The 13,803-nt window shown below is 67.5% G+C and carries 16 protein-coding genes; 10 read left to right on the top strand and 6 right to left on the bottom strand.

From position 1 onward, the window contains the following. Positions 1 to 631: 631 nt before the first annotated feature. The 10 genes from HNR01_RS01755 (at position 632) to HNR01_RS01800 (ending at position 9,223) form a co-directional block, all read left to right on the top strand. Entirely contained in the window at positions 632 to 1,696 is a 1,065-nt protein-coding gene (locus tag HNR01_RS01755) for a hypothetical protein (RefSeq protein WP_183666242.1), read from the top strand. A gap of 45 nt (positions 1,697 to 1,741) precedes the next feature. Further along, positions 1,742 to 2,857, top strand: coding sequence for a TAXI family TRAP transporter solute-binding subunit (locus tag HNR01_RS01760; RefSeq protein WP_183666243.1), 1,116 nt, complete (start codon positions 1,742 to 1,744; stop codon positions 2,855 to 2,857). Positions 2,858 to 3,380: 523 nt separating this feature from the next. Further along, on the top strand, positions 3,381 to 4,841 hold the full coding sequence (locus HNR01_RS01765; RefSeq protein ID WP_183666245.1) for a helix-turn-helix transcriptional regulator: 1,461 nt from the start codon (positions 3,381 to 3,383) through the stop codon (positions 4,839 to 4,841). A 318-nt stretch (positions 4,842 to 5,159) separates the two neighbouring features. Then, entirely contained in the window at positions 5,160 to 5,501 is a 342-nt protein-coding gene (locus HNR01_RS01770; RefSeq protein ID WP_183666247.1) for a CsbD family protein, read from the top strand. 41 nt (positions 5,502 to 5,542) lie between these two features. After that, positions 5,543 to 6,454, top strand: a complete 912-nt coding sequence (locus HNR01_RS01775) for a PhnA-like protein (RefSeq protein WP_183666249.1) — start codon at positions 5,543 to 5,545, stop codon at positions 6,452 to 6,454. An 87-nt stretch (positions 6,455 to 6,541) separates the two neighbouring features. After that, positions 6,542 to 6,745: a CsbD family protein gene (locus HNR01_RS01780; RefSeq protein ID WP_183666251.1), complete on the top strand. Its 204-nt coding sequence runs from the start codon at positions 6,542 to 6,544 to the stop codon at positions 6,743 to 6,745. A 68-nt stretch (positions 6,746 to 6,813) separates the two neighbouring features. Further along, positions 6,814 to 7,197 (top strand): CsbD family protein, encoded by a 384-nt coding sequence (locus HNR01_RS01785; protein WP_183666253.1) that lies wholly within the window; start codon positions 6,814 to 6,816, stop codon positions 7,195 to 7,197. Positions 7,198 to 7,367: 170 nt separating this feature from the next. Further along, positions 7,368 to 7,850, top strand: coding sequence for a YidB family protein (locus HNR01_RS01790; RefSeq protein ID WP_183666255.1), 483 nt, complete (start codon positions 7,368 to 7,370; stop codon positions 7,848 to 7,850). Between the two features lie 69 nt (positions 7,851 to 7,919). Further along, complete coding sequence (locus HNR01_RS01795; RefSeq protein ID WP_183666257.1) at positions 7,920 to 8,348, top strand: PRC-barrel domain-containing protein; 429 nt, start codon at positions 7,920 to 7,922, stop codon at positions 8,346 to 8,348. A gap of 263 nt (positions 8,349 to 8,611) precedes the next feature. Continuing rightward, positions 8,612 to 9,223 (top strand): SOUL family heme-binding protein, encoded by a 612-nt coding sequence (locus tag HNR01_RS01800; protein WP_183666259.1) that lies wholly within the window; start codon positions 8,612 to 8,614, stop codon positions 9,221 to 9,223. Positions 9,224 to 9,387: 164 nt separating this feature from the next. Here HNR01_RS01800 and HNR01_RS01805 read toward each other — a convergent pair whose 3' ends face one another. Genes HNR01_RS01805 through mdcC form a run of 6 tightly spaced genes read right to left on the bottom strand, consistent with a single transcriptional unit; the run spans position 9,388 to position 13,799 of the window. Then, a complete protein-coding gene (locus HNR01_RS01805) occupies positions 9,388 to 10,311 on the bottom strand; it encodes an ACP S-malonyltransferase (protein ID WP_183666261.1) in 924 nt (307 codons plus the stop codon). Continuing rightward, on the bottom strand, positions 10,308 to 11,171 hold the full coding sequence (gene mdcB / locus HNR01_RS01810) for a triphosphoribosyl-dephospho-CoA synthase MdcB (RefSeq protein WP_183666263.1): 864 nt from the start codon (positions 11,169 to 11,171) through the stop codon (positions 10,308 to 10,310). Before mdcB ends, HNR01_RS01805 begins: the two co-directional genes overlap by 4 nt. Further along, positions 11,168 to 11,848 carry a malonate decarboxylase holo-[acyl-carrier-protein] synthase gene (gene mdcG, locus HNR01_RS01815; RefSeq protein ID WP_183666265.1) on the bottom strand — a complete coding sequence of 227 codons (681 nt, stop codon included), beginning with the start codon at positions 11,846 to 11,848 and terminating at the stop codon, positions 11,168 to 11,170. The genes mdcB and mdcG overlap by 4 nt, the downstream gene beginning before the upstream one ends. Next, entirely contained in the window at positions 11,841 to 12,557 is a 717-nt protein-coding gene (gene mdcE, locus HNR01_RS01820; RefSeq protein WP_183666267.1) for a biotin-independent malonate decarboxylase subunit gamma, read from the bottom strand. The genes mdcG and mdcE overlap by 8 nt, the downstream gene beginning before the upstream one ends. Continuing rightward, entirely contained in the window at positions 12,544 to 13,488 is a 945-nt protein-coding gene (locus HNR01_RS01825) for a biotin-independent malonate decarboxylase subunit beta (RefSeq protein WP_183666269.1), read from the bottom strand. The genes mdcE and HNR01_RS01825 overlap by 14 nt, the downstream gene beginning before the upstream one ends. Before the next feature lie 2 nt (positions 13,489 to 13,490). Then, positions 13,491 to 13,799, bottom strand: coding sequence for a malonate decarboxylase acyl carrier protein (gene mdcC / locus HNR01_RS01830; protein ID WP_017483025.1), 309 nt, complete (start codon positions 13,797 to 13,799; stop codon positions 13,491 to 13,493). Positions 13,800 to 13,803: the final 4 nt, after the last annotated feature.

Consider the following 13,803-nt stretch of genomic DNA (forward strand, 5'->3'; position numbering starts at 1 on the left):
CAGGGACGAGGGCTCCTTTGCAGCGGCGGTGCGCAGATCCGGCGTAGCGCCGGTGAGTGTCACTGGGCGGTCGCGGTGTTGTTAAAGCGGCTTAGCGACTGACTGATGCACTGCTCGTTCCGCGCGCTGCGCCTGATGGAGAGCGGGGAACAGCAAGCAGCTGTGCACTCCATCCTCCGGCCCACCTCGTCCAATGCCGCACCCTGCTCCGCCCTTCGCAGGGCAGCGGCGATCTGTTCGTTCGGGAGGCCGTTGCGAGGCATGGCATCCACCCTCCGAAAGGGTCCGAGAGGCTTGAAACAAATCGCCTTCAGCTAGGACCAGTTCGGTGGGTCCGGGTCATGCGAAATTCGCCTTTGCAGCTGGGCCGGGCAGGGCCGGCTCGTCGCAAATGCCCGCTCGATCGCACCCGAAGGACTCACGATCCGAGCTGGCACAACAGAGATTATCAGCGGCCGTGTGACGGATTTTGTTCCTGCGGCATCAGGAAATTCTGCATCGGCATCGCTCGAATATGGCTGAGTTCTCAGCGTCAGAACGAATACCAACCAAAATCAATTGACGCATATTATTTAGCCCTGTAATCAAATCGACATTCTAGCGGAAAGGCGTCTGACAAGGATGGCGTCCGATGGAACCGAAACGCACAAATACGACCGGTTACATACCGGCTGTGGCAGCTATCGTCTCGATAGTCTATTTTTCTCTGCCGGCCTTTGCACAAGTCACGGACAGCCGGCCTCCTGCCGATGCCGCTGCACCCGGCAGCAGAAGCGATGCAGATCCTGGGCAGGGCAGCACATCTGAGGTCTTCTTTGCTACCCACGATGTTTCCGGGAAGCTCGGCAATCCTCTCCCGCTGGAAATAAAGCTCGTCCGTACAGGCAGCATCTCGATCGAAGCCATCCTCCTTCTGGGCCTGCCCCGAGGCGTGACGATCAGTGACTCGACCAACTCCTTCTCGCCATCAGACGACAAAGGAGACGTGGACATCAGAACGTGGGACCTCCCGAACATAAAGATCATGCAGACCGACGAGCGCGAGAGCCGCTTCTCGCTCGCCGTAGCAGCGATCTGGACTTCGGGGTCCGGCGGAAAGACCAATGTCGCGACGAGCCTTGTCAACGTCAGTTTCCGCCCCGATGGTCCTGATCGTACCATCACCGCCGGCGGCGAGCTGCGAAGCTCCGAGACGCCTGCGGCCGCAAGCCGGGAGACACCGTCCCCCCTTCAGGTCACCGCCAGCGCTGTGGCCTCCGATTCACCGGCCAGGACCGAAACTGTCGTGGTGCCATCGGCTCGAGGCACACCTCTCACGAACACGGCAGAGATCGATCGTCCGGCATCGCCCGCCGTCCCAGAGAAAAGAGTGACCGCTGAGGGCGACACGCCGCGGCTCACGCCTCCCGTGGAAACCGCACGGCCGACGGTGCAGGCGGACCCGCTGGTTGAGCGAGCCAGAGGCCTGATACGGCTCGGCGATATCAGCGGTGCCCGACTTCTGCTGGAGCGCGCACAGGCGCGCAATGCACCGAACGCGACCTTCCTCCTGGCACAGACCTGGGATCCGGACATGCTGCGGCGCTGGCACGTGCGTGGCCTGAGGGCCGATCCGGATCTCGCCAGAAGCCTATACGCCAAGGCCGCAAGTCAGAGACAGACGGATGAGCGGCTGCTCGCCGCAACAGGTCGCTGACGGCACGCCGTGAAGTAGGTCCGACGACCACCGAGGGACACGCATATGTCGAGGCTTGCCCTGTACACTGCCATCCTCGGGATCGCCTTGATGGCGAGCGATCCTGTCGCGGGTGCCTCTGACACTGCACCGGTCGATGCCGGCCCCACCACGGAAGCTGCCCTCGGCGAGCGCATGAACGCCAACACCGTCACGGTGGTGACCGGTACGCCCGGCGGAACCTACTTCCGCGTCGGCGCCGAGTTGTCCTTCGTGCTGGATGACGGCGATAAGCTGCGGATCTTACCGATACTCGGCAAAGGAGCGGGCGAGAACGCTTACGACATCCGCTTCCTGAAGGGCGTTGATCTCGGTTTCGTTCGCACCGATACCCTGGATCAGCTGCGGCAAGACAAGCGCTTGAAAAACATTGAGCAGCAGATCCAATACATTGCCAAGCTATTCAACGACGAGCTGCACATCATCGCGCCGAAATCGGTGCGATCCGTGAGCGATCTCGCCGGCAAGCGGATCAGCTTCGACGTCAAGGGCAGCGGTACCGACTATAGCGGCCGGGCCATGTTCCGCGAACTCGGCGTCACTGTGGACGGTATCAACGTCGATCAGCCCACTGCCCTCGAGATGCTGCGCAACGGGGAAATCGAGGCGGTCGTGTCGGTGGCAGCCAAGCCGGTGGCTTTCATCGCGAACTTCGATCCGGGCGAACGCTTCCATTTCGTGACGGCGCCCTACCCGGACACGATGAACGAAGCCTACGTCCCCGCGACCCTGACGCGGACTGATTATCCGAAATTTGTCGGCGAAGAGGCAGTGGAGACCGTCGCCGTCGGCACAGTTCTCGGGGTCTACAACAGCCCGAGGGGATCGGCGCGCTATGAGAAGCTCGTCCGCTTCGTCGAGGCCTTCTTCGGCAAGTTCGACAAGTTTCTGGCTCCGCCGCGGCATCCAAAATGGCGGGAGGTCAACCTCGCGGCTTCGGTGAAGGGTTGGAAGCGCTTCCGGCCGGCGCAGGATTGGCTCGACCGCCACAAGGAGCAGGAGGCCCTCGCCCAGCCGGATCTGGACCGGTTCTTCCAGTCGCAAGCCGAGCGGCCGGCCGGGAAGGAGGAGATCTACCAAGCCTATCTGAAGTGGCGGCAAGCGCAGACACCGGCTCGATAATCTTAAAGTTCAGCACTCTCGAACATGCCAGTTTTGATGCTCGGGTCCCGATCAAAAGACGGAGTTTTGCAGACCAACGACATGAAAGTTGATCGCCGGGAAAAATAGGGCGTTGATCCGCCATCGGATCATGCAGGCTTTGTCGTGATGCTCATTGCCCGATGGGCTGCCGAAGATTCGAACCGACCGGCCATCCGCGACCCTCGTCTCTCATGTTGCGCGATGCGCGTCATCGATCGAGCCCTGAGTAATCAGCCGAGTGGCTGTGCCGAATGCCCGAAGCAACCACTGAGGGGCGCCGACGCACCGACCGAATCTGTCACGATGATCCCAGCGCCCGCGCGCCCGCGGCCGTGGCCGTGGCCGCATCCGGCACAGGATATACTGCCTAAAGCAGAACAGTCCGCCGGTATCAGAAACGTGATCTCGAAATACCAGCAAGCAGCCGGAACCGGTTTGTGCGCAACTCGTTTGTGCACCGCTGCCGTCTTGGCAGTTCGAGGTGTGAGGGAGCGGCGCGTCCGTGACGGTCGATGTCGACAGGCATGAGCTGCGGCAGATCATTGCCGGCCTGAGCGAAGGCGTGATCCTGGTCGAGCCCGATCAGACCATCGCCTACGCGAACGAAGCCGCGCTCGCCATGCACGGGGTCGACAGCATCGACGAGCTCGGGACTGACGTCGATGCCTATCGCGCGCGCTTCGCCCTGCGCTATCGCAACAACCGGACGCCGGACCATTATCCCATCGAGCGCGTCGTCGCAGGCGAGCAGTTCCACGACGTCGTCGTTGAGGTTCGGCGCGCCGATCGGCCGGAGATCGACTTCGTCCACTCCCTGCGCAGCCTGGTCGCAACCGACCGGGACGGGCATCCGAGCTGTCTTGCCCTGATCCTGAAGGACGTATCTGATCAGTTCGAGGCCGAGCAGCGGTTCGAGGCCACGTTCAACGCGAACCCGGCACCGGCGGTCATCACCCGGCTGTCGGATCTGCGACACGTCAAGGTCAATGCCGGCTTCCTCGAGATGACCGGGCACACCCGCGATGCCGTCATCGGGCGCAGCGCCTACGAGGTCGATGTCCTGGCCGGCGCACGCAACCGCGAGCTTGCCATCAACCGTCTGAACGAGGGCGCCACCATTCCGCAGATGGAGGCCTGCCTGACGCTGCCGGATGGCGACAGCCGCTTCGTCATCGTCGCCGGCCAGCCGATCGAAATGGGCGATGAGCCCTGCATGCTCTTCACGTTCGCCGACCTCGAATTGCGCCGCAAGGCCGAGGCCGCCCTGCGCCAGAGCGAGGAGCGCTTCGCCAAGGCGTTCCGGCTGACGCCTGTTCCGACCCTGCTTGCACGCTTCGACACCTTCACGGTGACCGGCGTCAACGAGGCGTTCACCCGGGTCTTCGGTCACGGTGAGGACGGGGTCGTCGGGCGCTCGTTCACCGAGATCGGGCTGTGGGTCGCGGAGGGGACGCGCGAGCGGTTCGAGGACACGGTGCGGCGAACCGGCTTCGTCTCCGGTCAGGAGGTTTGTCTCCGCCACGAGGACGGAACCGAGCTCGACTGTCTCGCCTCCGGCGAACGCATCGAGATCGGGGAGGCGACGTTCGCGCTTCTGGTGCTTCAGGACATAACCGAGCGCAAGCGCGGCGAGCGGGAGTTGTTCGAGGCGATCGAGGCGGTGATGGCCGACACCTCGTGGTTCAGCCGCGGGCTCATCGAGAAGCTGGCCAACCTGCGCCAGCCCGGACCTCAGGACGGCGATGGAGCGAGCCCGACCCTGACGGTGCGCGAGCGACAGATCCTGAACCTGATCTGCTCAGGACTCGCCGACGACGCCATCGCCAAGCGGCTCAACCTCTCGCGCAACACGGTGCGCAACCACGGCGCCGCACTCTATCGCAAGCTCGGCGTCCACAAGCGGGCGGAGGCGGTGATCTGGGGGCGCGAGAACGGCTTCCCACTTCCATCCCCCGGTACTTAAAAACCGGTCTACTGGTATTTCCATACTATTGAATAGCGCAATCGATCGAACATCTGAAGCGCGCCGGAGACTTTCCGGCAACTGACGTCGCGCCTGTGATCGAGGGCGCGAAACCAGCTTCCGTCGAGCACGTGAAGGGCTCGCTGAAGAAGGCCATCGGAAAGCTCACCGGGGATGCCCGCGTCGAGGCCGAGGGCCGAACGGAAAAGCGCAGGATGCGACCGCCGGAGACGGAGTCGCCCCGCGACTGAGCCGGGATTCAACCGGCGCCGCGTGAAGGCGGTGCCTCTCAGGACCGACACTAAACAGGAGACCCACATGGTCGATACGGACAGGATCACGGGTGCCGCGAAGGAACTCGGCGGCAAGGTGCAGGGCGCGGTCGGCGACCTGACCGGCTCGCGCAGCGACGCGGTCGAGGGCCGCCTCCGCGAAGCCCAGGGCAGCGCCGAGAACGTCTACGGCCAGGCCAAGGATACGGTCCGACAGGCCGCCGACGAGGCCTACGAGGCAGCCGAGGACGCCTACGAGCAGGGGCGGCGCTACCTGCGCGGGGGCTCGCGCGAAGTCGGTGAGTACGTCTCCGACGCGCCCGTCGCCTCGCTTCTCGTCGCGGGCGCGGTCGGCTTCGTCCTCGGCCTGCTCGTCAGCAAACTCTGATCCTTCCGCATCCCGCCTTCAACGACCATCGGAGTACACGCGTGACCACGATCACAAGCCCTTCCTCCGTCGCATCCGCCGACACCCGGGCCGCCCTTCTCAACGAAGTGTCCTGGGGGGCCATTCTGGCCGGCACCGTCATCGCGATCGTGACGCAGGTCGTCCTGAATCTCGTCGGTGTTGGGGTCGGCCTAGCCTCCGTCGGGACCAATGCCGCCGACAACCCAACCGCCTCGACCTTCTCGCTGGGCGCGGGGCTGTGGTTCGTGGCTTCCGGCATCGCCGCCTCGCTGGCTGGCGGTCTTGTCGCGGGTCGCCTGTCCGGCAAGTCCCTGCCGGGCGCCGCGGCCCTGCACGGGCTCGTCTCATGGGCGGTCACCACCCTGGTGGTTCTGTATCTGCTGACTTCCGCGGCGAGCGGACTGGCCGGCGGCACGCTGAGCACGGTCTCGAGCGCACTCGGAGGCGCGGGCAACCTCGTAGGCGGCACCGTGCAGACGGCCGCCCAGGCGGCGGCACCGTCGCTGTCCAAGATCTCGAACCCGCTCGACGGGATCGAGCAGAAGGTCCGCGAACAATCCGCCGGTCAGGATCCGCAGGCGGCGCGTGACGCCGCAGTCGCCGCCGTCCGGGCCGTTCTCACCGGCGATCCTGCGCAGAAGGAGCAGGCCAAGAACCGCGCGGCAGACGCGCTCGCCAAGGCGCAGGGCATCTCTCCGGATCAGGCCAAGACGCAGATCGACGATTACCAGAAGCAGTACGAGCAGGCCGTGACGACGGCCAAGCAGAAGGCTGAGGCCGCTGCCGTCACCGCCAAGTCCGCGGCCACGCAGGGTGCCTTCTACGCCGCCCTCGCGCTCGTCCTCGGTGGGCTCGCCGCCTTCTTCGGCGGCCGCCTCGGCGCCCCGGCCCCGGTCACCGCATTCGGCACCTACGACGCCCGTCGCGCCTGACCGCTTCCCCTCGGCTTCCGCCGCTGGGCGGGAGCCTCCCCAACCGGCCGAGCCGGTGACCACTCCCTCGAGACAGGAGCACATCCGATGAGCAGCACGACCGACAAGATCAAGGGTCTGGCCAACGAGGCCGTCGGCAACATCAAGCAGGGCGTCGGCAACGCGACCGGCAATGACCGGCTCGTGGCCGAGGGCAAGGCGCAGGAGCTCAAGGGCGAGGCACAGAAGACAGTCGGCGACGTCAAGGACGGCGCCAAGAACCTCGCCGACGAGGTCACCGGCAAGCGCTGACCTGGGGCACGGGGCCGGTCATCCCGGCCCCGACCTCCCGAACCCTGTCTCGACTGAAGGAGAGCATCATGAACCGCGATCAGTTCCGCGGCGCGTCCCGTCACATCAAGGGCCGAGCCCAGACCGCCCTCGGCAGCGTCACGGGCGATCCCGCCCGCCAAATGCGTGGTGCCGTCAATCAAGTCGCAGGCGGCGCACAATACGTCTACGGCGGTGCCCGCGACCGCGCGGAGGATCTGGCCCGCGACGGCCGCCATCTCGCCCATACGGCCCACGCGCGGGCGGACGACCTGATCGATGAGGGCCGCCGCTTCGTCGGAGAGGCCCGTCGCCACGGTCGGGACTACGGACGGCGCGCCGTCCGCTACGCCGAGACCAATCGTACCTCGAGCCTGCTCGGACTCGTGGCCGCCGCCTTCGCGCTCGGCTGGCTCGCGCGCCCCACGCGCTGAACGTCTTCGACCCGGGACACCACCATGATCCGCAAGCTTCTCACCGCCCTAGTGCTGCCGAGGGTCATCGCCTTCGTCGGCCGCAGGCTGACCGGCCACGTCACGGTGCCGTCGCGCCATCGGCGCTAAGCTGGAGACGGCCCCATCATGAAACGGGAAGAGGACACACCATGAGCAAGGGATATCCGTCGATGACGGCCCTTCTGGGATTGCTGGCGATTGCCGGCTACCAGAACCGGGACAAGATCGCCGAGCTTCTGAAGGGGCAACAAGACCGGATCGGACATTCGTCGGTCCCGCCGTCCCCGAAACCCGCTACGAACCAGGGCGGCTCCGGTCCGCTCGACAACCTCGCGGGGCTGCTCGGCGGCGTCGGCTCGGCGGGGGTGGGCGGCCTGATCGCCTCCGGTCTGAGCGAACTGGTCGAGCATTTCACCAAGGGCGGCCACGGCGAGGCCGCAAATTCCTGGGTCTCGCAGGGACCGAACCGCGACATGCCCGAGGCGGACTTGGAGCGTGCGATCGGCTCGGAGACGCTCGATCGCATCGCGCAGCAGACTGGTCTGAGCCGCGCCGCCGTGCTGTCGCGGCTCTCGCGGGAACTTCCGTCGGCGATCGATCGGTACTCGCCGGAGGGCCGCCTGCCGGTCTGACCATTCCGGACCGGGCGCGCCGCCCGGTCCGCCGCACCCTTCCCATTGCCAGACGGAGACCACCGCCCGATGACGTTCCGCTCTCTCTCCTGCACCCTTCTGCTGCTGGCGAGCGTGCCGGCGCTGGCCCAGGAGCCTGCACCCGTGGCCGCCCAGCCGGCAACGCTGAACGACGACTTGCGGGCGAAGTTCGTCGCCCAGACGCCGGACGACGTGGTCGCCTCGAAATTGATCGGCCTGAGCATCCGAAATGGCGACAACGCGACGATCGGCTCGGTCGCCGACGTGGTGTTCGACAGCCGGCGGGCGGTGAAGTCCTACGTCGTCAGCGTCGGCGGATTTCTCGGTCTGAATGCCAAGTACGTCGCCGTCGCGCCCGAGACCCTCAAGCTTTCACGCAACGACGGCGGAACCCTCGACGCGGTGATCGAGACCGACAAGGATCAGGTCCGCGCCGCACCAGAGTACGTCTATCTCGGTTCCGAGCCGAAGAAGTGAGCGCGCCGGCGAACGCGGCGGACATGTCCCCGCTTCTGCAAACTCGCGGAAGTTTTGCCTGAACGGCATTCACGTGCCGCCGTTAGGTCAAATCCTTCCCAGATCCGTCATCGCGGGCTCCATCGTGACGGACGCTCCCGGCAACGACGGCCGCGATTGAGGACGCCTTCGATCAGACGCGCGCATCGTCCCGGCGGAGCGGACGGAACGGCTTTCGAAGAACGGCCTTTGTTGGTGTCTCGCTGTCTCGGATTCCGCCCACGATGGACAAGTTTCTCTACTACCTCGTCACCTTCCTCGAATCCGCCCTGTCGGTCGTCGGCATCCGCGCGACCTTCGAGGAGCCGCGCTACGCGGTGGTCGAGCGGCTCGATCGGGGCGTGGAGATCCGTCACTACGACAGCCGGATTGCGGTCGAGACCGACGCGAGGGGCCAGCAGGACGGCGAAGCGTTCGGCCGACTGTTCCGATACATCACCGGCGCGAATGGCGCGATCGCCCGCATCGCGATGACCACGCCCGTCGAGACCGGAGGACGTCTGATCGCGATGACCGTACCGGTCGAGCAGGGCGCGGCGGGCACGATGCGCTTCTACCTGCCGCGGAAGGTGGCCGAGGCCGGACCACCCGAACCGACCGAGGCGGGCGTCCGGCTGACGCAGATCCCGCGCGAGCGGCTGGCGGTTCTGCGGTTCTCCGGCACCGCGACGGCCGAAGTCCGTGAGCAGCAGTCCCGCATCCTCGCCGAGGTGCTGGACAGAGCGGGACAGAAGCCGACGGAGCCACCGTTCTTCATGGGCTACGATCCCCCCTTCTCGATTCCCTTCCTGCGAAGGAACGAGGTCGCGGTGCGGTTGCCCCCTACGAAACCATGAAATGCAGCGGCGGCCCGATCGGAGGGGTACGCGTGGCGCAGCCTGGACCACCGCATTCCGATAATGAGCAAGCCGGGTCGCCAGAAGAATGCGCCCCACGACGCTGACTGAGAGCCGTCAATGATGCAGTCAGCTCGGATAGGGCCCGAGGCATCGCAGCGTGCTCAGCGGCCAGCGACCCAATCCGCGGCTCCCGAGGCGGAGCGGAATTCTTCGAGGGCATGAACCCGTGCCCCGGGGATCGCTTCGCGGGCCATGGTCGCCAGCGCGTGGCCGGGTCCGAGTTCGAGCACGGTCTCGCAGCCGTATTCCCGGCAGGCCACAAGGCAGGCAGCCCAATCGATGGTCTGAGAAATCTGGCCTGCGAGCTTGGACAGCCCTGCCTGAACGTCGAAGACGGCGGCGCCGTCGAGGCCGCTGATGAGCCGCGGAGCCCCCGGTGGCGGGCGCCGCGTACGCTCCGCAGAGAGCACCTCCTCGAAGCGTCGGCTCGCCTCGCGCAGAACTGGCGTATGCGAGGGCGTACGCACCGAAAGGACCACGGCCCGATGCGCACCGGCGGCGCGAGCCGCCGAACAGAGCTCTTCGAGTGCCGCCCGCAGACCGCCGACGACGGCACTGTCCGCGGCGTTGCGGATCGCGAGATGGCAGCCGAAGCCTCGGGCCATCGCCTCGATCTCGGCGAGGCGCAGCCCCCGGATACCGGCGAGCGCGAAGCCCTCGCCGCTGGCCGCATCCATCGCTTCGGCGCGCTCGGCTGCGAGACGCAGGATCGCTTCCGCATCGAAGCGTCCCGCGCAGCCCCAGGCGGCGAGATCGCCGATGCTGTATCCCGCCACGATCACGCGGGCCGGGCGCGCCGCCGCGACGATGGTCCAGCCCGCCAAAGCCGCGACGCAGCAGAGGATCTGGCCGGTGCGGTTGCCGTGCAGGTCGGCGCCCGGTGCGCGGACGAACGCCCGGGGGTCCTGGCCGAGGACAGGCTTCGCCGCCGCGAACACCGGATCGGCGGCCGGCCAGTCCGCAGTGAGATCGAACATCCCCGGATGCTGCCCGCCCTGGCCGGAGAGGAGGACGGCGAGCGTCATGGACGATCCTCGATGGCGTCCACGAACAGCGTCATGGCCAGGAGATCGGCCGCTCCGCCGGGACTCAGGTTGCGGGCGACGAAGGCGCGGTGCAGCGTCTCGGCCCGTGCCCGCCAGTCGGATCGAGCGACACCGCCGGCCGCGATGAAGCCCGCTGCCTCCGCGCGGGCGAAAGCGAGTCCCTCGGCTCCGCCCCGATGCAGCAGGTTCGTATCCTCGAGATGCGCGATCAGGGCGAGGCAGGCCTCCACCCGTGCGGCGGCGTCATCGCCGGGACGGATCCGCCGGCCGCGCCGGAGGGCCGGCAGGCCGACGCAGTAGAGGCTGGGAAACCCGGCAGCCGCCTCGACCGGCGCGCCGCCGACCCGGTGGCGGCGACGCGCCTGCGCTCCCGGAGCGTGCAGCAGTACCGGACCGTCGAGGATCGCGGCTCCGTAACGGTCGCGCACGAGGGCGCCGAGCGCCCCGGCGGACGGACGGGCCAAGGCTCCTGCCGCGGCGCACAGAAGACCGAGCCCGAAAATCGCGCCGCGATGGGTGTTTACGCCCCCCGTCGCGGCCCGCATCGCCGCCTCCGCATCGAGGCCGATGCGGCGCAGAACCGGCATCCCCGCCCCCTCGGCCCCGGCCATGGCGAGATCGCGGAAGAAGGGCGTGATCGCCGCATTGCTTGCCCGGAATGTGCGCGCGTCCATGTCGGCGTGGCTGCCGGAGTCGATCGGACTGACGAGGCCGGGCTTCGGGTAGGTCTCGAGTTCAAGACGGAGGGCGCGTTCGGCCGCCCGCGCGATCGTGTCGAACCGAAACGACCGGCCGATATCTTCGTCCGGAGAGACCGCAAGCGCCGAGAACAGGTTCATCCCGCAGCTCCTGCCAAACGGGCCGCCGGCCCGCCGGCCAGAACGCCGGCCTCGCGGAGGACGAGGCGGTCGCGGTGCTTGACCAGAACCGTGTCGCCGGGTGCCGCGGCGTGCAGTTCGCGCCAGTTCACGCCGCTTCCGTCCGGGAACAGGATCTCGCCATCGAGGCGCATGGGCGCGCAAGCCTCGATGTGCGCTAAGCCATCGAGCAGGCCGGGAGGGATCGTGATCCGGACCGGCCAGAGCAGGTCGAGGTCCGACCCCTCTGAAAGGTAAGGTAGGCCGGTGAGGCTCTGCCAGAGCAGGCTTCCAAAGGCGCGCGGTGCGAGGCCGTGCCGCTCGCCGAGCGCGATGACGGCCGCCAGCGTTGCGGCCCAGGTGGACGGGCAGGCGCCGCGCGCCTCGGCGAGGAGGAAGGGACGGCGCGGACGGACCGCATTCAACGGGAGAGTGAGGCCGATACGGCGCTTGCCGTCGCGCGGCGGCAGCGGCAGGCCGACCGGGACGAGCCCCGCATCCTCCCCCGGATTCCGCCGGCGCAGGATGACCGGCCGCCCGTCCACCACCCATGCCGCGACGTGCGGCACACCGACGAGATCCGCTCGCGCAGCGATCGCCGCCGCCCAGGCGCCTAGCTCCACGTCGAGCAGGTCGTGGCGCCGGTAAGCTTCAGCCAAGAGCCGCGTCCCGGACCACCTGCGCCGCAACCTCCTCCGCGACGGGCCGTCCGCCGCGCTCGCGTCCCAGACGATCGCGATGATCGTCCTCGGGCATGGCATCGATCACGGCGGCGATCTGGTCCGCCAGGGGCAGATCCGGGTCGAGAACGGCCTGCACCGCCCCGGTGCGCACCATGTTGTCGAGGCCTGGTGCGAAGACCGGCGTGTCCTTGGCCATCGCCTCCAGCCGGTCGAGCGGCAGCTTCGTCACGCGCGCCACGGAGGGCAGGTCCATGACGCTCGGGTTGGCGCCCGGCAGGCCGACGAGGACGCGGGTCGCCAGAGCCGTGGCGATGAAGGCGCCGGCCGCCGAGTGGCCGTAGATCAAGCCGACGGTCGGGTGACCGTGCGCGTCGGCGAGGAGCAGCGTCTTGGCGAGATGAGCGAGGTATTCGTTGAGACCGAGCAACTCGTCGCGCCGGCTCATGCGCTGGCTGTCGGAGTCGATGGCGACGAGGATCGGCGTGCCGCCGCCCCGGCGCACGACGTCGAGGACATCGCCCGCGAGCCGGCAGGCGCCGTCGACGCCGAGCGCCGTATCGCCATCGATCCCGATCACCGCGAGGCGTCCGCCTCGGAACGGTCCCTCGCCGCTGATGAGCCCGTCCGCAATCGTAACGGTATGGCCCTCGGGAAACAGCGAGGCCAGGATCTCAGCGAGCATCATGCGTCGTCTCTCCCAGGCTGACGAGCAGCGTCTCGAAGTCGGCCGTGGTCAGCGCCGGCACCGATTCAGGATCGTTCACTCCGAGCTGGCCCCAGATCTCGGTGGCGTCGCGGCAATCGCCGAACCGGACGAGGCGCTCCTCCAGCCGCCTTTGCTCCGCCTCCAGCGTGGCGAGATCGAAGGCCGGGGCGCGGCCGATCTGGTCGAGGGCCGCCTGCCGGAAGGCCTCGATCGTGTCGTCCGCATAGGCATCCGCGCCGCCGGTGAGGCGCCGGTGTTTGCCGCCCATGGTGCGCCAGACCAGGGCACGATCCCGGGAATCGAACTCTTCGGCGCCCTTGTTGGTCTCGATCACCTCCGGACCCGAGACCGAGATGCGCCCCCCCTCGGAGACGACGAGCCGCGAGCAGGTGCCTGCGATCAGTCCACCGCCGCCATAGGCCCCGGCCCGGCCACCGATCAGACCGATGACCGGCACGCCGGCCGCGCGCACCCGCATGATCGCCCGCATCACCTCGGCGATGGCGGTCTCACCGGCATTGGCCTCCTGAAGACGCACACCGCCGGTGTCGAACAGAATCAGCACCGCTGCCGGCTTCAGTTTCAGAGCGGCGCGCAGGAGACCGACGAGCTTGGCGCCGTGGATCTCGCCGAAGGCGCCGCCCATGAAGCGGCCCTCCTGCGCAGCGACGAGAACCGCGCTGCCGTCGAGACGGCCCGATCCGACGATCATCCCGTCGTCGAAGGCGCGGGGCAGGTCGAACAGTGGCAGGTGCGGACTCATCCTGCGCTGCTCCGGACCGATGACCTCGCGGAAGCTGCCCGCATCCAAGAGGCCGTCGATGCGGGCCCGGGCACTCGCCTCGTACCAGCTCGTGGCCCACCCCCTGCCTTCTCCCCTGGCGGCAAGGTCGATGATCCGCTCGTTCATCGTCAGACCTCCATCAGCCGGGCGCCCTGCAGCAGTCGCAGGGACACCGTATCAGGGCGGGCGCCGCCGTCGTTGATGGTAATGCGCAGTCCCCCGGGCTCGGCACGGGCGACGAAGTCGGCCACCACCGCCTCCCAGACCTCGCCGTAGCCGCGGATCGGCGTCTCGATCTCGACCGTGCATTCGGTCGGCGGCAGCGTCCGTTCCAGGAGCACTTCGAGGTTGCCGGAGGCGACGACTCCAGTGATGGCCTGCGCTTTCGCGCCGGGCAGCGCACGGGACGTCGTATGTCGGAAGCTGAGCTTTTCCATCGCG

It is taken from the genome of Methylorubrum rhodesianum (assembly GCF_014199985.1).
Classification (GTDB): Bacteria; Pseudomonadota; Alphaproteobacteria; order Rhizobiales; family Beijerinckiaceae; genus Methylobacterium; species Methylobacterium rhodesianum.

Excerpts from the sequence above, each read along its gene's own strand:
- HNR01_RS01770 (WP_183666247.1), top strand. The coding sequence starts at position 5,160 with ATGGTCGATACGGACAGGATCACGGGTGCCGCGAAGGAACTCGGCGGC.
- HNR01_RS01805 (WP_183666261.1), bottom strand. The coding sequence starts at position 10,311 with ATGACGCTCGCCGTCCTCCTCTCCGGCCAGGGCGGGCAGCATCCGGGG.
- HNR01_RS01795 (WP_183666257.1), top strand. The coding sequence starts at position 7,920 with ATGACGTTCCGCTCTCTCTCCTGCACCCTTCTGCTGCTGGCGAGCGTG.
- HNR01_RS01790 (WP_183666255.1), top strand. The coding sequence starts at position 7,368 with ATGAGCAAGGGATATCCGTCGATGACGGCCCTTCTGGGATTGCTGGCG.
- mdcB (WP_183666263.1), bottom strand. The coding sequence starts at position 11,171 with ATGAACCTGTTCTCGGCGCTTGCGGTCTCTCCGGACGAAGATATCGGC.
- HNR01_RS01785 (WP_183666253.1), top strand. The coding sequence starts at position 6,814 with ATGAACCGCGATCAGTTCCGCGGCGCGTCCCGTCACATCAAGGGCCGA.
- HNR01_RS01825 (WP_183666269.1), bottom strand. The coding sequence starts at position 13,488 with ATGAACGAGCGGATCATCGACCTTGCCGCCAGGGGAGAAGGCAGGGGG.
- HNR01_RS01755 (WP_183666242.1), top strand. The coding sequence starts at position 632 with ATGGAACCGAAACGCACAAATACGACCGGTTACATACCGGCTGTGGCA.
- HNR01_RS01800 (WP_183666259.1), top strand. The coding sequence starts at position 8,612 with ATGGACAAGTTTCTCTACTACCTCGTCACCTTCCTCGAATCCGCCCTG.
- mdcE (WP_183666267.1), bottom strand. The coding sequence starts at position 12,557 with ATGATGCTCGCTGAGATCCTGGCCTCGCTGTTTCCCGAGGGCCATACC.
- HNR01_RS01760 (WP_183666243.1), top strand. The coding sequence starts at position 1,742 with ATGTCGAGGCTTGCCCTGTACACTGCCATCCTCGGGATCGCCTTGATG.
- HNR01_RS01780 (WP_183666251.1), top strand. The coding sequence starts at position 6,542 with ATGAGCAGCACGACCGACAAGATCAAGGGTCTGGCCAACGAGGCCGTC.
- mdcC (WP_017483025.1), bottom strand. The coding sequence starts at position 13,799 with ATGGAAAAGCTCAGCTTCCGACATACGACGTCCCGTGCGCTGCCCGGC.